This is a genomic window from Sphingobacterium sp. UBA3519 (genome assembly GCF_002377215.1).
In the GTDB taxonomy this organism is placed as follows: domain Bacteria; phylum Bacteroidota; class Bacteroidia; order Sphingobacteriales; family Sphingobacteriaceae; genus Sphingobacterium; species Sphingobacterium multivorum.
In genome coordinates this window covers 47135-67103 of the sequence record NZ_DFPI01000009.1, presented here as the reverse complement: position 1 = coordinate 67103, position 19969 = coordinate 47135, and the positions used below count along the sequence as shown (strand labels likewise).

Genomic DNA, 19969 nt, shown 5'->3' with positions numbered 1-19969 from the left:
AAAGCAAAAAAGCGTACGATTTTTATGAGAAAAATATTTTTGGCTGTCGGTGGAATGCTGATGTTTGGAGCATTATCCAATAGAGCTATGGCTCAGTTGGACAATAAGGGTGCTATTGGTGGACGTTTTGGGTCTGCTCAGGGAATTACATATCGTCATACGCTTAACTCGGACCATGCATTGGAGGCTATCATGAGCATTCAGAGCAATTCTGATTTCCGCCGTTTCCGCGTTGTTGGTTTATATGAAATCTATAAACCATTGACTGGAGGATTCAATTGGTATTATGGTTTCGGTGGTAGCGTAGGCTCTTATAAAGAGAAAGATAAAATTATAGATGGTCAACGTCATTCGTTTGACTCACAACTCAATTTAAGTATCGACGGTATTGTTGGTATTGAATATAATATTCCCCAAGCTCCATTTCAGATCTCATTGGATGTAAAACCTTATTTCGATTTTCTAAACGAATCCAGTATCAAATTATTTGATCCGATCGGTTTTTCGGTAAGATATAAATTTTAAAAAAGAATAGCGGGAGACCCCGCTATTCTTTTTTAATTTTAATACTAGTACTTTCGTGTTATGCCATCCAGATTTTACCCAGCAATTCCTGTAAAAAGGTTTGTTCTTTGAGCGGACGGATTTCATAGATCTTTTTATTGCTCTTTCTGATCTGAACAGGGATTTCACGCACTAAACCATCTCGTGCCACCAGGAAGTTTAATGTTTCCCCCTCTTTGGCATGTTGAACAATGAAATCAATTTCCTTGTCTTTCACGTCGAGCCTGTTATTATTAATTGCAATCAGTTCGTCTTTTACATTCAATCCGGCGTCATACGCACCAGAGCCTTTTTCCACTGTTGCTACCGAAATTAACCCATCCACTTTGTTGGTCGTAATGCCGAATGTCAATGTGTTGTTATCAATATTGGTATCCACAATTTCGTAACCAACGAGATTAAAATAATCGTTATAATCCAGTTCTCCGTCCTGATGGGCAGCATTGAAAATGTCGTCTAACGACGTGCCTGCGATGCGTTCAGCAAGGCTTCTCAATTCATTTTCTTCAAATCCGCGATCAAGTTTTAGGTAGAACTCCTCATAAGCCTCACGGATAACATCATCCAATTTTAGTCGACCTTCTGTAGCAGCGATAATTTTAATATCCAACAATGCTGTCAGCATTGCCCCCTTGTTGTAATAGGAAATTCCTGAATTCATCGAATTTTCATCAGGCCTATAATATTTAATCCAGGTATCGAAACTTGAGGCTGCGGCAGACTGTATCGCATGACCCGGTCGGTTCAGTACAATATTGAAATCGTTAGCTAGCAAAGCGAGGTACTCTTTTTCATGATAAAATCCACAGCGTTTAATAATTAAATTATCATAATACGAAGTGAATCCTTCCATGATCCAGAGGCCTGTGGTATAGTTCTCGCCATCGTAATTAAACGGTCCTAATGCTTTTGGACGTAAGCGCTTGACATTCCATAAGTGAAAATATTCATGCGCAACGAGACTCAAATAGTTTTTGTAGCTTGTCTCATTTAAATACGCATTCCTCGACGCTCCCAATACTGTTGAATTGAGATGTTCTAGGCCTCCACCTCCAGATTGGTAATTGTGGGTAATAATGACATATCGCTCATTGGGGTTCGAACCCCAGATGCGGGTTTCCTCTTCGACGATACGTGTGATATCTTTCGTCAGACGGTCTTTATCATAACTACCACCTCCGACCATGGCGCATTCATGCTCGACACCGGCAGCTTGGAATTTCCAGACATCTTGGTTACCCGCTTCTATGGGCGTATCGTATAATACGTCAAAATTTGGTGCATAAAACTTATGTTCTTCAATTTGTTCGAGTCCTGTTGATATACTTGCCCAAGAATCTTTTAGTGCTATGCTGACTGTTGAAGGACTGTCTATACGGCCATCGATATGAAAGAAAGTTGCCGTAGGCACAATAAAAGCATGATCACTATCGAAAAAGTTGGTACGCACAGAAACTTCAAAACCGTATACAGCGTAGATTACTTCGATTTGATCCAAAGATTCTGTGGGTATTCGCCAGGTATTTTTTGAAATTTTCTGATAGGAAATCGTATTTCCTGTTTTGTCAAATGATCGAAATCGTTCTACATTTTTAGCATATTCACGAATTAAATAAGATCCAGGAGACCAAACTGGCATTTTTAGATCGACATAAGGCTGGTTGAGCTTTGTGATGCTCATTTTTACTTCGATGTAATGAGCTTGTGCTTCTGAAAATGATACCTCAAAATGTATTTCGGGTATGTTGAAAGGGTCACTGTCCATGAAAGATGATTTTAGTATGAGCTTACAAAATTACAAGTATCGTACGCTTAACCAAACAAAAAAAAAGATTGTTGGTTCTACAATTATGAATCAGCTGCTTCCTGTCATCATNNATGATGACAGGAAGCAGCTGATAGTATCCTCCAATATACATAAATTTATTTAAGAAATGAGGTATAATTCGATGGCAAAATTGCTGCTTTGGATAAAACGACGGTTTTAATTGGGCTGGGGAGATGAAGCAAAAAATCTGTTTTTTATCAGAATTTTTGCTAAGTTTGATACAGTAGTTTATAGGGGGAAAATAATCAAGAATTTGTATGATCTTAGTTGTTGATAGCGGCTCTTCAAAGTCGGATTGGAAGTTGGAATTGCCAGATAGTGCGCCTATCTCATTCAGTACAAATGGACTTAATCCTTTTTTTGTGAATGAAAAGGAAATCACACGTGTTATTAAGGAAATACCCGAAATTATTCCCTATGCCGATGAAGTTACTGAGTTGTATTTTTTTGGTGCGGGATGCATTACGCCCGATCGTCGGGAAATGGTTTCAAATGCATTGACACCCTTATTCGAAAACGCTTACATTTCTGTTGAGAACGATCTTTTTGGTAGTGCCTTAGCGACCTGTGGTAATAAAAAAGGTTATGTAGCGACATTGGGGACGGGGTCTGATTTGAGTTTTTTTGACGGGGAGGAGCTTATGCCCTCACATAATGGAAATGGCTACGTATTAGGTGATGAGGGGTCGGGGGCATATTTTGGAAAAAACCTGGTCAGGCTTTTCCTATATGGCCGTATGCCGAAAGATCTGAACGAAAAATTTGCGAACAAATACAGAATCAATAAAGAGATTGTCATCAAAAATGTTTATCAAAAAGAACGTCCAAATGCTTTCTTAGCATCTTTTGCGCCGTTCATGTCCGATAATATTACCCATCCCTATATTATAGATCTGGTAAAGAGTGGATTCGAAGAATTTGTTCAAGCTTCGATTTTGACCTATCCAGACTATAATAAATATGCATGTCACTTTGTGGGTTCTATTGCGTATAGTTTTGATTTAATCTTGCGGGAAGTCTGTGAAGCACATCAGATACAGGTAGGGACCATTTTAAAATCTCCTATCAACGAGCTTTTTGATGCGGTATTGGAAAGAGAAAGTAATTCATTGTTAAGTCTTTAAAATAATTAAATATGATTATTGCAACTATTATGGTGTATATGTCAATGTTATTTGGCAATCCCAACTTTTATGATTTTAAGTTTACGACACTTAAAGGGCAAGAAGTGAAAATGTCCGATTTCAAGGGGAAGAAAATATTGATCGTGAATACTGCCTCAAAATGTGGTTTCACAAAACAGTACAAAGATTTGGAGGAATTGCACAAGACCTATGGCAATAAGCTCGTTATTATTGGCTTTCCGGCAAATAATTTTGGACAACAGGAACCGGGTTCAAATGCGCAGATTCAAGAGTTTTGTGAACAAAATTATGGTGTTGATTTTTTAATGGCCGAAAAGGTCGATGTAAAAGGAGATCAAATTTCACCCTTGTTTAAATATTTGACCGCTCAGGAGAACCCAGATTTTAAAGGTGATATCAAATGGAACTTTGAAAAGTTTTTGATTGATGAGAACGGCAAACTTGTCCATCGTTTCCGTTCTGCGACGAATCCGCTGGACCCTGCTATTGTAAACTGGGTGGAAAACAAGAAATAGTAAAAATAACAAAGTAAAAAAGCTGCNNGCAGCTTTTTTACTTTGTTATTGTCCAGTTGATCCGAAGGCTCCTGGTTTTGCCATAAACCGGGACAAGGCTCTATTTGATGGGTTTGGCTTTCGTTTATTTATTAAACTTTTGCCTATTTGATGTAAGCCGTTGCCTATTCAATGTAAGCATCGTACAGGGCGCTAATGCAGTCTTCAAGCAAAGGGTTGAAGTCATCGCTGTCGGGAATATTGCAGCCGTTTGTAATGACAATAAAGCCATATTTCTTTGCAGGGTTGAAAAATAGTGCACTATAAAGCCCGTAAGCCGAACCCGTATGGCCTGTCAAAGTAATCCCCGGTATAATTTTAGAATTATTCATCATAGCTAATCCATAGCCCGATTCCTTATTTACAGCGGTCTGCATAATCTTCGCATACTTTTTATCGATGATGTTTTTTCCCTGACTATGGCCGTAATTCATATGCATCATCATATATTTAGCTAAATCTAAGGCAGATATTTTCATTCCACCTGTCGGAGAGAGCACAGGAGTGCTATAGCCCAAGATGTACTGATTGAGTTCCTCCCGACGTGGATTATAGGCACTGGGTTCTTCATGCGGTGTACCTTTAGCATCAAAGGAATATAAAGGAACAAATCTTCTTTGGTCCAAAGAGTCGATACAATAACCACCATATAGGTTGAGCGGTTTGAGGATATGGTTAACAATATAGCTGTCGACGCGTGTATTGGTCAGTTTCTCCAGAACAGCTCCTGCCATATTAAAATTGAGATTACAATATTGGTATTGTGTGCCGGGTTCATAAAGATTGTAGGAATCTTTCCAATTGGGGTTCTTGGATGGATTGATGACATCTAGGTTGAAGTAACCGTTTTTATCATTGATACTGGAGGTATGGGAAAGGATCATCCGGACGGTGATTTTTTTGCCTGGAAAATTCGGATTTCTGATTGGGAAACCTATCAAATCCCCGAAGTCGTCGTCGAGTTTGCATCGGCCATCCGCTATTAATTGCATCAATGATGTTGCGGTGAATGACTTTGAAATCGAAGCAATCCGAAAGAGGTCATTTTCTCCGAGAGGCGTTTTGGTTTCCAAGTTTTTGTAACCATAATTTTTGTGATACTCAATTTTATTGTTTTTGACGACGACCACACTGAGCCCTACGGCATTATAGCGACGCATAATTTCTGTAAGATCATGATCAACCTGTGTGTGCTGGCCAAGCAAAACTGTGGGAACGAATAGATAAATAAAGACGGCGAGTAGGAGCTTATACTTTCTCATTGGATTGATTAGTTGGGATGTTAGTTCTGGTATAAATGTAGGAAATACTGATGAATAATAGAAATAGTTACAATGAATCCGTGCAGCATATCATAGTTGCTATACAGCTCAATCATGCTTTATTAGCGTAATAAACTATTTTTATTTAAAACTATTCTAAACAATAAAATAATATCGTATGTTTGCGCCGACAAATAATTTTTACGAACTCACAATTTATTAACATGAAAAGAACTTTTCTAGGACTTGTTTTAAGTCTAGGATTAGTAGGAGCAATTCATTTGGATGCATCGGCGCAAAGTAAGGGGATACATGGCCGTGTTAAAACCAAAGATGGTGCACCAATTGAATCGGCTACAGTAACCATAGTTTCTTTAGGTAGGTCTACTTCGACTTCAGGTGATGGAAGCTTCCATTTCTCTAATCTTCCGGATGGAACCTATACTATTCGGATCAAAAGTATCGGAAATGGAGTCGAGGAGCGTACTATAGAGGTTAAAAATGGAAAGGCGATGGCCGTGAATGTTGCTTTGAATATTTCTGAATCTCAATTGGAACAAGTGGAAGTCGTGGGCTACAACTCGCACAACAGCAAAACAGTGAATGTGGGTAAAGCAGGGATTATTGACCGGGATTTGCCGCAGAGTGTACAAATTATAAACGAACAGGTAATTGCGGATCAACAGGTTAATCGCCTGAGCGACGCGCTAAAAAATGCAAACGGTGTCGCGATGGGAGCGAACCGTGGTGGGGTCAACGAAAATTTTTACGCAAGGGGCTATAGCTTAGGCGGAAATAATATATTTAAGAATGGCGCGCGAACCAATAATGGAGGTTCGATTGAGGCGAGCACCTTAGAATCTGTCGAGATTTTAAAAGGAAGTTCTGCTTTGTTGTATGGCGTTGTATCTGGTGGGGCCGTTGTAAACCTAGTGACGAAAAAGCCTAAATTTTATTATGGAGGCGAAGCGTCAATGCGTGTAGGAAGTTATGACTTTTATAAACCAACAGTAGATGTGTATGGTCCAATCTCCAATAAGGTTGCATTCCGGGTTATCGGAACTTATGAAAAAGCGGGTAGCTTTAGGGATCAGGTCACATCAAAACGTACATATGTAAATCCTTCTGTTTTATATAAAATATCCGATAAAACTGATCTCAACTTTACATTCGATTACTTAAAAAGTGATTTTACGCCGGACTTTGGAATGGGGACCGTGGATGGTAAGTTGAATAATGAAGTTGGAAGAAACACTTTTATGAATGTGCCTTTTGCTTTCAACAGAACAAATACCTCAAACGGGCAGATCAATTTGAACCATAAGTTTAATGATTCATGGAATTTAAACGCAATAGCAAGTTACCAAACCTACGATCGTGATTACTATGGATCAGATCGGATTCAAGCGAATAAAAATGGAATTGCTCCACGGAATTTAACCCGATCCAAATCAAATGAGTTTACAGCCAATCAGCAATTGAATCTAACAGGAACTGTAAAAACAGGGGCGATCAAGCATAAGATCTTGGTGGGAGCAGATGCCGATCAGTCGCATTCAAATGCGTATGCCTATAAAATTGATGCATCTAAAAATGTGGGCGGTGTATACGATTCTATTTATGTCTTTAATCCCTCGCAAACTGCGCAGCATTTGGCTTCGGGAAATGGACTTCGGACAGATATGCCACAAGCGGATTTATTGACCAAAACAACGACGGATATCTTTCGTTATGGCGTATTTTTTCAGGACCTAATAGAAGTTACTGAACAATTTAAAGTGTTGGCTGGTATTCGCTACACGTATCAGCGTACACCGAATTCGGAAAAGTATACTTATGCGACGAATCAATCGGAAGAGATTATTAATCTAGATGGTCAAAAAAATCCGATTGGAGCAAAAGTGGATAAAGCATGGTCGCCTAAATTTGGATTGATCTATCAGCCGATCCGCTCATCAAGTGTCTATGTCACTTATGCAAATAACTTTACATCGAATTCGGGATATGATGTGAATTACCAACCGATGGCTCCCTCTATCATCGATCAGTATGAGGCCGGTGTGAAAAATGACTTTTTCAACGGTAGGTTATCCGCAAATGTTGCTTGGTATAGAATTAACAACAATCGCTTTGCCCAACAGTTATTGGTGCTTCCGAATGGAACAAGCAATAGCGATGCAAATATGAAAGAATTTTCTGGAAAGACGGCTTCAAGCGGATTGGAAGTTGATGTTACTGGAACCTTACTCCCAGGACTGAATGTAATTGCAGGTTATTCCTACAATTATATGCGTTATACCGAAACCAATCCGATTTCAAGTTATACAACCATCGTTGATGGTAAGGAGAAAGTGACTGAAATTTCTGGGAACGAAGAAAATGTACGTCTGGTAGGAACCACAGCACATACGGCTAATGGGACCGTGTTTTATACCATTCAAAATGGGACAGTTAAAGGACTGAAATTAGGTTTTTCCGCATTTTATACAGGTCGACGTAATGCAGGTTGGAATAATACTAAGATCAATGTACGCGATGGCCTCAATCGTCTGATCTCTGTTAGTCCATTTACGACCATAGATTTCTCCGCTGGTTATGCTTATAAAAACTGGAGTATTTTGGGTAAATTATCCAATATTACCAACGCGTTTAATTATTATATCCATGAAAACTATAGTGTGAATCCGATTCCACCGCGTAGTTTTATGGCAACGCTAGCGTATAAATTCGAGAAGAGGTAATATTGCTCTTCGATCCAAAAAAAAGGAGTCAGCAACATGCTGACTCCTTTTTTTATGCTGGAATTTCAATAGATGCCCCTTTAGGACGCATTGAAATCAATATACTCTTTCTGGATACAGGCTATAAATTCGCCTAATGCACTGTTTTTACTTTTTATATTAGAGACCAGGATCACTTCTGTTTTGCTATCCATATCTTCAAGCTTCATGATTTTTAGGTTTAAATGCGGGTATTGTTTGATGGTGGAATAGGGGACGACTGCCAGGCCCAACCCCTGTGCTACCAACTCAAGGATGGAAGACATCGAATTGCTCTGGTGTACAATCTTAGGTTCGAAGCCCATGCGATTACAGGTGTTAATAACAAGCCGGTGATATTCGGAGGCGTATTTCTGATTGAAAGAAATGAAACTTTCATTAAAAAAGTTGATCGCATTAAATTCCACCTGTGAAGGACCTACAATCACCATAGGGTCTTCGAAAAGAGGAGTGGTCAGCAATTCATTTGAATAAATTGGAGCGCGCATGATGCCTAGATCCAATTTTCCATTTTCCAACGCCAGCTTCTGCTTCTGTGTCGAAGTTTCAAAAAGACTAACCCTTAAGTATGGAAACTTTTGTTGAATTTGCTTCAATACTGTGGCAAGCATCTTTTTTGGTGTTGAACTGATATAGCCTAGTTTGAATTCTCCGGAGATATTGTTGTGAATCTGTTTGGTGATCGTTTTGCTGTGCTCTATGTTCTGCAGAATCTCTAACACTTCCTCCAAAAAGTATTTACCTGCTTCAGTTAGCTCGACACGTTTGTTGGTCCGGAAGAAAAGAATAACACCCAATTCGTCTTCTAGATCTTTAATCTGCCGGCTTAATGGGGGCTGGGACATAAATAAGCGTTCTGCTGCTCGGCCAAAATGAAGCTCTTCGGCTACTGTTTTGAAATAAATGAGATGTCGGATTTCCATCGATACTTTTTTGGTATGAATTGATGACAAAATAAATATTTTTAATGAATTCCAGTTAGTCCTACCTTTAAATTATTAAAAATTAATGGATGAAATGCCCGATGGACTGTAAGATACAGCTGTAGGGGGAATCTATCTGAACTTTAGAGCATAAACAATTTAGAGATGAACAAAGCTACACTACAGGAGATTGAAACACGGTTTGACAATGATGTCGAACGGTTCTCAAATTTAGAAACAGGTCAAGCAACCACATTGGATGCGGTATGGAATATGGAGCTTATTACGGATGCCATTGTCAGTCTTTATCCAAACGCTCAAAATATATTGGACATTGGATGTGGGGCTGGCAATTACGACGTAAAACTATTGCAAAAATTGGAGTCTAATCCAAATGTTAGTCTGTTGGACCTGAGCCAGCCCATGTTAAATAGGGCAAAGGAACGCGTTGGAAAATTGACCAACGGAGAAATTCATTTGATTAAAGGCGACTTTCGTACTGCTGCTTTGGAAGAAGACAAATTTGATGTCATCATCGCAACATCCGTTTTACATCATCTTCGAGATGATAAAGATTGGGAAAATGCGTTTGGCAAGCTGTTCCGCTTATTGAGAACCGGGGGAAGTGTGTGGATTTTTGATTTGATTGAGCAAAATAATGAACAGCTTCAAAAATTAATTTATAGAGAAAAATATGGTGAATACTTAACTAGCCTGAAGGATGAACAGTACCGTGATCATGTTTTTGACTATATTGAACACGAGGATACACCAAGATCGCTGATTTATCAACTCAACTTATTGACACAAGTTGGCTTTAAAAATGTTGATGTTTTACATAAAAACCTTTGTTTTGCTTCTTATATGGGATTCAAATAGGCGCTGGAAAAAAGTGTAAAATAAATAAGGCGATACGGGGAGTATCGCCATAAAATCACACTAACTATTAAAAAACCTATAGGACTAGGAATTTACAAATTCAATAAACCAATGTATGTCTCATCCCACGCTCCTCTACTTTTATTCCTCGTCACATGCGAGATGTCAAATAAATAATAAAATGTAATTATTAAGGTCAATACTTTAAAAAAATCAAGTATTTCCATTGGTTTACGTAAAGATATGTCTTTATTTTTTAAATACAAATAAAAATGATGAAAATTGAAAAATTATTATTATTTGACCGTTTTTAAGAATTCTTCCCAGGCGATCTGATCTGTTTTGAAGGTCAAATCTTCCGTTAACACCGATTCAATCGGTACCCATCGAAAAGACTGAAGCTTATTATCTTCAGGTTTCTGATCAGGATCGAAGTCAAAGGCTTTGGTAGTCGTTCTGATCTGAATAGCTGAGGTATTCTTGACCTGATAGTAAATCGATATGATTTGGCTATCGTTAAAACTTGATTTCTCATAAAAGTCTGTGGTGTAAATATGTTTAACCACAGCAATGTCAAAAGCACATTCTTCCTGATACTCCCGGATCAAAGCATCCAATAAGCCTTCTCCGTATTCTAAGCCCCCACCAGGGAATTTGGTAAATGAAACATTTTCCGTTCTTTCGTCGCTGATCAATACCTCTTGATTTTCATTGATCAATATTCCGTACACTCTTACGTTAAATGGAAACATGGATTAATTATGTTTGTATATATTTTAGTTTCTGTCTTTTACAGTGGCATAAAACCATTGTCTACTGCAAATTCATCCAATCCGATATAAGAATAATGTCTCGGAAGAAACCAGCCAATTGCTTCCATGATGTTGGTGAATTCTTTTTCAGTCCTGAATTGGTTCGCAGCGATATTGAATGCCAAATCTTGTGAAGCATTTTCTTCATCTTTATAATTACGCGCAATGAGCATCACCTTTGCATTCTTTACGCCATAATAATCTAAAAATTCACGTAATTGGTTGCGGACAGCCTGTGGAAGAATGGTCTCGGCAGGTTGCCCCACTAATATTTCTTCATCTTGACCGATAATCGTTTGTTCATTTTTCTTTGAGAAAACACTATCATCTGTATAAAACTCTCCGTTTAAAAAGTAGTTAACCAAGTCGCCGTAGGTGAATACCCAGTCGGGGTTTTCATTTTGTGTATTGATAGCAATACCAAAACCTTTTGGCAACACGAAATCCTTCAGCCGATTTTTAATGACAAAGGCCTGAAAGTTCTGATCTTTCGGAACACTTTCGAGTTGAAAATAGGGGAACCCATCAGGACCAACAACCACTTCTGTTTCTGCTAATTTTAAGGTGCATTCAGCAATATTAGCCAGAAAAATATCACGCCACTCTTCATCCCGCTCTTCAAAGGGAACTTCCATCAGGCTATTTATTATAATCGTTTTTTCCAGGTCTCCCAAACGATTATCATTCGCATTGTTGCTATCGTCAAATAAATGTATTGTACTCATCTCGGATTGTGATTTTTTGATTTGCTGGTAAAAGTAAAAGAATATTTATTAATTAACGACGTTTTCTTGATTTCGAACCGCCTTTTCGTTGATTGTTTTGGCTGCTAGAACGCATTTTCTCCCAGCTCAATAAATAAGGATGTTGATCGTCAATTTTAATTTGCCGTTTTAAGGATAACTGTAATTTTATCCACTTTTCATTGTCCTCCGCATCGCAAAAGGTAAATGCTTTTCCCTCTGCTTCCGAACGACCTGTTCGACCGATTCGATGCGTATAGAGCTCGGCGGAATCCGGAATTTCGTAGTTGATGATAGCTTCTAGGTCCGGAAAATCTACCCCTCGAGCCAAAAGGTCCGTCGCAATTAATACACGTACCTCTTTTTGTCTGAATTTAGTAATAATCTCTTCTCGTTTTTGCTGCGCTATATCGCCATATAATGCCGAGCAAGAAATGCCATTTCGATCTAAATCTGTTGCGATGCGTTCGACAGCATGAACTGTTCGCGTGAAAACGATTACTTGCTGTGCAATACGGTTTTCAAGGAGATAACGCAGAAGGGTCTTTTTATCATTTTTATCAACATAGAGGACAGATTCTTCTATTTGACCCTTTTTGGCCGTTGTTTCTAGGTTAATCTCAACAGGGGTACTTAATCTTTTTCGAACAATTTTTTCGATTTCAGGGGTTTTCGTAGCTGAACTGAAAATGGTTTGTCTCTCAGCAGGCAATGTGCTGATGATTTTATTGATTTCTTTCGTGAAACCGAGATCTAACAATTGATCGAATTCATCGATCACCAGGATATCTATCGTTTTTAGATCGATAATGCCTTGTTCAATAAAATCCAGCAAACGTCCTGGAGTCGCAAGGACCATCTGGGCTTTCGGATAAACGTCGAGTTGACTTTCATAAGTTCCGCCACCATAGAAGCTGGCGATAGTCAACTCCATTCCATCGATAAGCCCCGATATGCGCTGTTTGGTCTGTATACAGAGTTCGCGTGTAGGAAGGAGTATAAGGACCGATAAATGATCTGCGGTAATCTTGGTTCGTAAACGCTGAATAATGGGGATAGCGTAAGCCTCCGTTTTTCCCGTGCCGGTTGGGGCAATCGCCAAACAGTCTCTACCTTCCAAAATGGCAGGGATAGCTATTTCTTGAATAGGTGTAAGCGAAGAAAGCTTTTGTTTTTCAAGATTAGCGACAAGGATTTTATCTAGTTTAAGTGCTGAAAAATTCAAAATGATGAATGTAAGACCCAAAAATAAAAATTAAAAAGGACAATGGTGTTTTTGCCTGCTGATTGGAATTAAAAATCTGTAAAAATTAGGATTTTTTGTCAAAAAGTACTAATTTGAGAAATTAGAATATTCTATTTCAAATCTGAATTATTGATTATCAATTTATTTGATAAACACCAATTATATAGAATAATATTTTTGTTAAATTTGTTGAAACAAAAAAGAATATGTTTGATACTGCATTTGACCAAAACAATGAATCTATTTCCACTTTGAGCTTTGACGAGTTCAAAAAGATTATTGTGAATGATTATCGAACTGCCTTAGAAAGTCGTTACGTGAGTTTATTGGGACGTAAAGAAGTGCTTACAGGTAAGGCTAAGTTTGGTATTTTTGGCGATGGAAAAGAATTGGCACAGATCGCGATGGCTAAAGTTTTCAGAAATGGGGACTGGCGGTCGGGATATTACCGTGACCAAACATTTATATTTGCTTCTGGCATCAGTGATGTCTATCATTTTTTCTCTCAATTATATGCCCATCCCGATGTTGAGGCAGATCCTTCTTCTGCAGGAAGGCAAATGAACTGCCATTTTGCCACGCGTGTTGTGGACGACCAAGGTAACTGGTTGGATCAAATGGTTCAGAAAAACTCGTTTTCAGATATTTCGACCACTGGCGGTCAGATGGCAAGATTGCTGGGCTTGGGCCTGGCTTCTAAGTTGTATAAGCAGAATAGAAATTTAGACTATCTATCTTATTTTTCAAATAAAGGAAATGAAGTTGCATTCTGCACTATCGGAAATGCTGCTACTTCTGAAGGCGTATTTTTTGAAGTCATCAACGCCGTAGGTGTTCACCAGATTCCAACAGTGATTTCTATTTGGGATGATGGGTATGGGATATCTGTGCCTAATGAAATTCAAACAACAAAAGGAGATATCTCCGAAGTCCTCAAAGGTTTTCAGAAGGAAGACCTAACAAACGGGATCGAGATATTCAAAGTGAGGGGATGGGATTATGCGGGTTTATGTGAAACCTACGAGCAGGCCGCCCAAATTGCTCGCGAAAAACATATTCCATGTCTGATTCATGTGACCGAATTGACGCAGCCTCAAGGACACTCTTCTTCAGGTTCACACGAACGGTATAAATCGCAAGAAAGATTGCAATGGGAAACTGATTTCGATTGTATCGCGAAAATGAAAGAATGGATCGTAAGTTCTGGTATTGCTACCACAGAAGAATTGGATCAATTGGATCAACATGCTAAAGACCATGTTCGTCAAGAACAAAAACGAGCTTGGGCCGATTATATTAAAACATTGAGCATCGAAGCTCGGGAAGCTATTGATTTACTTCAGGGTATTCCAAATGAGCGGGCTGATTTTGCGTCAAAGAAATTGCAATCGATGGTTGAGCCTTCTTTGAAAGAAGTTTATGGCCAGGTTCGCAAGGTGTTGCACGAGCTTAAAGGTCAGCATAGCGATGGGCGCCAGCAATTATTAAATTGGTACAAAGAGAAGCAGGAACTGAATGAGAAACGTTATAATTCAAAATTATTTACAGATGGTGTAGATTCACCTGCTCACGTGACGGTCGTACCTGCAGTCTACAGTGAAGAAGCTAAAGTGGTCGACGGACGTGAGGTCTTGAATCTATGTTTTGAAGAGAACTTCCGGCGTGACGAACGATTATTGGCGTTTGGAGAGGATGTCGGTAAGATTGGAGATGTGAATCAAGGTTTTGCAGGTTTACAAGAAAAGCTGGGTGTGCATCGTGTATTTGATACCGGTATTCGGGAGAATTCAATTATAGGAAAAGGACTAGGTTTGGCAATCCGTGGACTTCGCCCAATTGCTGAGATCCAATACCTGGATTACCTAATCTATGGTATTACAGTAGCAAGTGATGATTTGGCAAGTTTAAGTTATCGCACCTTTGCAGGTCAGAAAGCACCATTAATTATTCGTACACGTGGCCATCGATTGGAAGGTATATGGCATTCCGGATCGCCCATGTCAGTAATTTTAGGATCTTTGAGAGGTCTGCATGTATGTGTGCCGCGTAATATGACCCAGGCAGCAGGTATGTACAATACGTTGTTCCGCTCTGACGAACCTGCTATCGTTGTCGAATGTCTGAATGGGTATCGTCTAAAAGAGCGTCTACCAGAAAACGTTGGTGAATTTACTGTGCCAATCGGTTATGCCGAATGTGTTAAAGAGGGGCGGGATATCACGGTGGTATCCTATGGGTCAACTTTACGTGTTGTTGAAGAAGCGGCCGTGGAATTGGAACGTTTGGGGATATTCATCGAAATTATTGATGCACAAACATTGCAGCCTTTTGACAAAGGAAAACTTTGTGCTGAATCGCTGAAGAAAACAAATAAACTACTTATTGTGGATGAGGATGTGCCCGGTGGGGCCTCAGCTTTCATCTTGCAAGAGATATTAGAGAAACAAAATGGCTACTATCTATTGGATAGTCAGCCGAGGACACTGACTGCAAAAGCACATCGTCCGCCATATGGCTCAGATGGGGATTATTTCTCGAAGCCATCTTCTGATGATGTTGTCGAGACAGTGTATGCAATTATGCATGAAGCTAATCCAGAAAAATATCCATCTATGTTTTAATAGATGGATATCTTTTTGCTTTACTAAGCTAAATATTCCAACGGCTGGGATGATATTTTAATTGAATATACTCGCAGCGCCAATCATAGCGGCTTTTTCACCAAGTATTGCTGTATAAATTTGAAATCTTTCAAATTCACTTCGGTCACCAATGAAAATAGGTAGCGCTTTGGCGATATTGCCACCGACTATAAATATTTCAGCAGCATGTTTCTCTGCGAAGAACTGCATAAAATCAAAGAGATGTTTAGCATATTCATCTTTGATGATTTGAAATTCCTTAGTTTCCCGATGATGATCTAAAATATCTTTAAGTCCCGTAACATCTTTTCCTGCTACTTCTTTGAAACGTTTGATGAACCACCGTGTGACAAGAAATTCTTCGAAAATACAATCTTCGTAAGGGCTGTTCCATAGGGCGGCATCATAGGCTTTTTCACCTTGATTCCATACCGCAGATCCAAGTCCAGTACCCAACGTAATTCCTAATATCCGCTTGTTTGTTTGCAAGTTCTGTACGAATATTTCACCTTGTAGGAAGGCTGCTGCGTCATTGATAAAGTGGATAGACGTAGGCGGAAGTCCCAGCTCTTCAGCTAAAAGCGCTTTGACATCCATGTTGTACAGATTGTCATATTTGCTTTGTCCCTGTATCTTAGATATTCCATTTTCGTAGTCAAAGGGTCCCGGCATAGCAATGCCGATGAACTGAATAGGAGCCGGTGAGGTGGCTATGATATCGCGTATAGCTGATGCCCAGGTTTGTAAAATCGTTTTAGCATCTCCTTGAGAAAAAACGTGGTTTCTGGCCACGTTTTCTAAGTATATATTCCATTGTTTTGTGTCAATGATACAGGCAGAAATATGTGTGCCTCCAATATCAACACCTACGACATAATTATCTTGCAGCATGTTTGTAACTTTGATTTTTAAGTAGATGATCCGCGATTACAAGTGCTGCCATAGCTTCCACAATAATTACTGCTCTCGAAACAACACAAGGGTCATGTCTCCCCTTGCCACTTGCAATAGCAGGGTTGCCATGGATATCCACTGTTTCTTGATCTCTCATGATAGTGGCAACAGGCTTAAATGCTACTTTGAAAGTAATATCCATACCATTTGAAATCCCGCCCTGAATCCCTCCAGAAAAGTTGGTATGTGTGTGCACTCGATTTAAATCATGGTCATCTGCTACAAATATATCATTATGTTCGGAACCTCGCAACTCCGAACCTGCAAAACCTGAACCATATTCAAAACCATGTACCGCATTGATGCTCATCATTGCTTTAGCAAGGTCTGCATGGAGCTTATCAAAGACCGGTTCGCCTAAACCAACAGGGACATGTCTGATGACAGCCGAAATACGTCCGCCAACCGTGTCACCCGCTTTTCTGACCGAGTCGATAAACTCAACCATTTCATTTGCTGTTGCTGGATCTGCACAACGTGCAATGTTAGCTTCCCGTAATTCAAGCAAAGCTTTTAGATCTTTGGTATCGACATTTGGTGCCTCGATGGTGCCTACCCCCGAAACGTGGGCAAAGATTTCGATGCCAAATTGAGTCAGGAAGCTTTTTGCTACTGCACCTGCAGCAACACGGGCAGCGGTTTCCCTCGCTGAGGAACGTCCTCCGCCTCGATAGTCACGAATACCATATTTCATCTGATAAGTGAAATCAGCATGGGAAGGTCTGAAGATATCTTTGATATGTGTGTAATCTTTCGAACGCTGGTCTTCATTTGGAATAACAATTGCTATTGGTGTTCCCGTTGATTTCCCTTCGAATACGCCAGATAAAATCTGTGCGGTATCACTTTCTTTTCTTTGTGTCGTGATCTTAGATTGACCTGGTTTTCGTTTGTCGAGCTCAGACTGGATAAATTCCTCGTCTATTGTTATATTTGAAGGGCAACCATCAATAATTACACCTATAGCTTTGCCGTGTGATTCGCCGAAAGTGCTAATTCTGAATAAATCGCCAAATGAATTTCCTGCCATAAAAATTAAATTTCAATAAACTTAGATAAATTTGCCTTTAAATGCAATTCTAAAGCACCAGACTGAATACAAATTATGAGTCTGTAACTCGAAGATGGCCTAGTAGATTACATTACAATTTTTGTCCCAAGCTAAAAGGCTATCTGGGAGATTGTATCATAAAACAGAGATTAATATTGATGTTAATCCCTGTTTTTGATATGTTAGTCAATTATAAAAGCTTGCGCTTGTAAATGTTTCCAAAAATCAGGATATGACTTTTCTACAACTTGAGGTTCAGCAATCTTGATTTGGTCAAAAACTAAAGCCAAAGGTGCGAATGCCATCGCCATGCGGTGATCCTCGTAAGTCTCGAAGGTCACATCTTCTGGTTGATATACACCTGCAGTTTTCAGATGGTATGTGTCACCATCTTCGATCAATTCAGCACCGAACTTCGCGATTTCGGTCTGCAATGCAGCAATACGGTCGGTCTCTTTAATCTTTAAGGTTTCTAGACCTGTAAAGGAAACATCACGTTTTAAAGCAGCTGCGACAACGACTACTGTTTGCGCAAGATCAGGGCATTCTTTAAAGTCGAACAAGGTTTTGTCTGAATTGATTTCTTTTTTAGTTAAATGCAATCCATCCGATTCAAAGCTCGAATAAACCCCAAAATGTTCCATAATGCTTATGATGGCAATATCGCCCTGTAAACTATGTTGTCTTAGCCCGGGCAATACGATCGAGGCATCTGCATCAGCTAGTGCTACAATAGCATACCAATAGGATGCTGCGCTCCAATCTGGTTCGACATATATGGTTTGCTTTTCAAATGCTTGCGGTGCAATTTTAATCGCATTCTCCGTCCATTCATATTGGATCCCGACACTTTTAAGCATATCCAAAGTCATGGATACATAAGGTCTGGAAGTTAATTCGCCTTCAATCTCTAAGGTAAGTCCCTTTTTTAATGCCGGAGCAATTAATAGCAGGGCCGATATATATTGACTGCTGATATTTCCTTTAATCTTAACACGGTCTTTTCCTTGAAATAATCCGCCTTCAATCTTCAAAGGAGGGTAACCCACCTTTTTTTCATAATGGATTTCGGCACCAATTTCTTTCATGGCATCGACCAATATCCCAATTGGACGCTGTTGCATGCGCTCTGTCCCTGTCAGGATAAAATTGCCTTTAACAAGGTTGAGGTAAGCTGTAAGGAAGCGCATAGCTGTTCCTGCAGGGCCTATGTCAATTGTATTATAACCAGGTTGCGGTTCTGACGCGATTTTTAATACGCGGTTTAGAGTAACCGTATCTGCAGCCTCAGAGAGGTTGGCTATTTCAACTTGTCCTTTGCTCAGCGATTGGATAATAAGAGCACGGTTGCTCTCAGATTTTGAACCTGTGAGTTGGACCGTGCCCTGTATCTTTTTTGCAGGATGCGTCAGCGTGATGACTTGTTGATTCATTATGCTTCTGCTGTTGGTTGCTCTTGCGTATTCATGACCGCATTTTGTTTGCGGATAGATTCGTTGTGGATTAATTCCAGGAATTTCGTCGCAAATTCGCTACCCAAAGAAAGCGCTTCCGCTAATTTTGTGCGTTTTTGAACAATTTCATCCCAACGGTTAACTTGCAAAATTGTCACGTTGTTATCGCGTTTGTATTCGCCGATTTTCTCAGCAATTTTCATGCGTTCACCAATTTTTTGGATGATCAAATCATCTAATTTGTCGATGTTGCTACGCAATTCTGCTAATTTATCTTCAAATGAAGGGTTGTCCGAAGCAGCTTTACGTAACGTCAAGTGGTCGATCAACTCGGCCAATGCAGCTGGCGTTACTTGTTGTTTTGCGTCAGTCCAAGCGACAGATGGATCGATATGTGATTCGATAATCAATCCTTGCATATCCATATCCATTGCTTTTTGTGCGATGTATGGTAACAATTCGCGGTTTCCACAGATGTGACTTGGATCGTTGATGATCGGTAGGTTTGGACAAGCCGTTTTTAACTGAATCGCTAAATCCCACATTGGTTCATTACGGAATGCTGTTTTCTCGTACGATGAGAAGCCTCTATGAATAGCACCTAATTTTTTGATACCAGCACGGTTGATACGTTCCAATGCACCGATCCACAGCGATAAATCGGGGTTTACAGGGTTTTTAACAAATACTGGAATATCTACGCCTTGCAAAGCATCAGCAATTTCTTGTACAGTAAATGGATTTGCCGTTGAACGTGCACCTACCCATAGTACATCCACACCAGCAGCCAAAGCTTCTTCCACGTGTTTTGCTGTAGCAACTTCAGTAGCTGTTAATAAACCTGTTTCTTCTTTCGCTCTTTTCAACCACTCCAAACCAATTGAACCGATACCTTCAAATTCTCCCGGACGTGTACGTGGCTTCCAGATACCAGCGCGTAAAATATTTACTTTTCCGGTATTTGCCAACAAATGCGCTGTTGATACCAGCTGCTCTTCTGTTTCTGCGCTACAAGGACCTGCGATAATTAAAGGTTTGTCTCCTGTATCCAACCAAGATTTTAAAGGAGTGATGTCTAATGTATTTTTCATGTTAAGTTTGATTATCTATTTTAATATTGTCTGCGTAAATT

Annotated in this window: 16 protein-coding genes; 6 read left to right on the top strand and 10 right to left on the bottom strand. The window is 39.6% G+C overall.

Annotated elements, in window-relative coordinates:
- The first annotated feature begins 24 nt into the window (after positions 1-24).
- Positions 25-525 (top strand): hypothetical protein, encoded by a 501-nt coding sequence (locus tag B3297_RS03975; RefSeq protein WP_070566042.1) that lies wholly within the window; start codon positions 25-27, stop codon positions 523-525.
- A 58-nt stretch (positions 526-583) separates the two neighbouring features.
- Here B3297_RS03975 and B3297_RS03970 read toward each other — a convergent pair whose 3' ends face one another.
- On the bottom strand, positions 584-2329 hold the full coding sequence (locus tag B3297_RS03970; protein ID WP_070566040.1) for a M61 family metallopeptidase: 1746 nt from the start codon (positions 2327-2329) through the stop codon (positions 584-586).
- 320 nt (positions 2330-2649) lie between these two features.
- Here B3297_RS03970 and B3297_RS03965 point away from each other — a divergent pair, with 320 nt between their 5' ends.
- Together B3297_RS03965 and B3297_RS03960 are read left to right on the top strand one after the other, a co-directional pair.
- Complete coding sequence (locus B3297_RS03965; RefSeq protein WP_070566035.1) at positions 2650-3516, top strand: N-acetylglucosamine kinase; 867 nt, start codon at positions 2650-2652, stop codon at positions 3514-3516.
- Positions 3517-3527: 11 nt separating this feature from the next.
- Positions 3528-4052, top strand: coding sequence for a glutathione peroxidase (locus B3297_RS03960; RefSeq protein ID WP_286778459.1), 525 nt, complete (start codon positions 3528-3530; stop codon positions 4050-4052).
- A 164-nt stretch (positions 4053-4216) separates the two neighbouring features.
- Here B3297_RS03960 and B3297_RS03955 read toward each other — a convergent pair whose 3' ends face one another.
- Positions 4217-5353, bottom strand: coding sequence for a serine hydrolase domain-containing protein (locus B3297_RS03955; protein ID WP_070566031.1), 1137 nt, complete (start codon positions 5351-5353; stop codon positions 4217-4219).
- Positions 5354-5577: 224 nt separating this feature from the next.
- Between B3297_RS03955 and B3297_RS03950 the strand changes: the two genes are divergently transcribed.
- Entirely contained in the window at positions 5578-8094 is a 2517-nt protein-coding gene (locus B3297_RS03950; protein ID WP_070566029.1) for a TonB-dependent receptor, read from the top strand.
- Between the two features lie 80 nt (positions 8095-8174).
- Here B3297_RS03950 and B3297_RS03945 read toward each other — a convergent pair whose 3' ends face one another.
- Positions 8175-9086 (bottom strand): LysR family transcriptional regulator, encoded by a 912-nt coding sequence (locus B3297_RS03945; protein ID WP_236560271.1) that lies wholly within the window; start codon positions 9084-9086, stop codon positions 8175-8177.
- A 135-nt stretch (positions 9087-9221) separates the two neighbouring features.
- On the opposite strand from B3297_RS03945, the gene B3297_RS03940 reads away from it, so the two are divergent.
- Positions 9222-9935 (top strand): class I SAM-dependent methyltransferase, encoded by a 714-nt coding sequence (locus B3297_RS03940; protein WP_046671831.1) that lies wholly within the window; start codon positions 9222-9224, stop codon positions 9933-9935.
- Positions 9936-10231: 296 nt separating this feature from the next.
- Here B3297_RS03940 and B3297_RS03935 read toward each other — a convergent pair whose 3' ends face one another.
- From B3297_RS03935 to B3297_RS03925, 3 genes are read right to left on the bottom strand one after another with little or no spacing between them, the layout of a single operon-like run.
- Positions 10232-10687, bottom strand: coding sequence for an NUDIX domain-containing protein (locus B3297_RS03935; protein ID WP_046671830.1), 456 nt, complete (start codon positions 10685-10687; stop codon positions 10232-10234).
- Between the two features lie 38 nt (positions 10688-10725).
- Positions 10726-11472, bottom strand: coding sequence for a hypothetical protein (locus tag B3297_RS03930; protein ID WP_070566025.1), 747 nt, complete (start codon positions 11470-11472; stop codon positions 10726-10728).
- 52 nt (positions 11473-11524) lie between these two features.
- The gene (locus tag B3297_RS03925; RefSeq protein ID WP_070566185.1) at positions 11525-12715 is read right to left on the bottom strand and encodes a DEAD/DEAH box helicase; all 1191 of its coding nucleotides are present in this window, start codon (positions 12713-12715) and stop codon (positions 11525-11527) included.
- 227 nt (positions 12716-12942) lie between these two features.
- Between B3297_RS03925 and B3297_RS03920 the strand changes: the two genes are divergently transcribed.
- Entirely contained in the window at positions 12943-15357 is a 2415-nt protein-coding gene (locus B3297_RS03920) for an alpha-ketoacid dehydrogenase subunit alpha/beta (RefSeq protein WP_070566023.1), read from the top strand.
- Between the two features lie 57 nt (positions 15358-15414).
- On the opposite strand, the gene B3297_RS03915 is transcribed toward B3297_RS03920, so the two are convergent.
- The 4 genes from B3297_RS03915 to B3297_RS03900 form a co-directional block, all read right to left on the bottom strand.
- The gene (locus tag B3297_RS03915) at positions 15415-16269 is read right to left on the bottom strand and encodes an ROK family protein (RefSeq protein WP_070566021.1); all 855 of its coding nucleotides are present in this window, start codon (positions 16267-16269) and stop codon (positions 15415-15417) included.
- Positions 16256-17362, bottom strand: a complete 1107-nt coding sequence (aroC, locus tag B3297_RS03910; RefSeq protein WP_070566019.1) for a chorismate synthase — start codon at positions 17360-17362, stop codon at positions 16256-16258. The genes B3297_RS03915 and aroC overlap by 14 nt, the downstream gene beginning before the upstream one ends.
- A gap of 203 nt (positions 17363-17565) precedes the next feature.
- On the bottom strand, positions 17566-18816 hold the full coding sequence (gene aroA, locus B3297_RS03905; protein WP_070566017.1) for a 3-phosphoshikimate 1-carboxyvinyltransferase: 1251 nt from the start codon (positions 18814-18816) through the stop codon (positions 17566-17568).
- Positions 18816-19928: a chorismate mutase gene (locus B3297_RS03900; protein WP_046671824.1), complete on the bottom strand. Its 1113-nt coding sequence runs from the start codon at positions 19926-19928 to the stop codon at positions 18816-18818. Before B3297_RS03900 ends, aroA begins: the two co-directional genes overlap by 1 nt.
- Between the last annotated feature and the right edge of the window lie 41 nt (positions 19929-19969).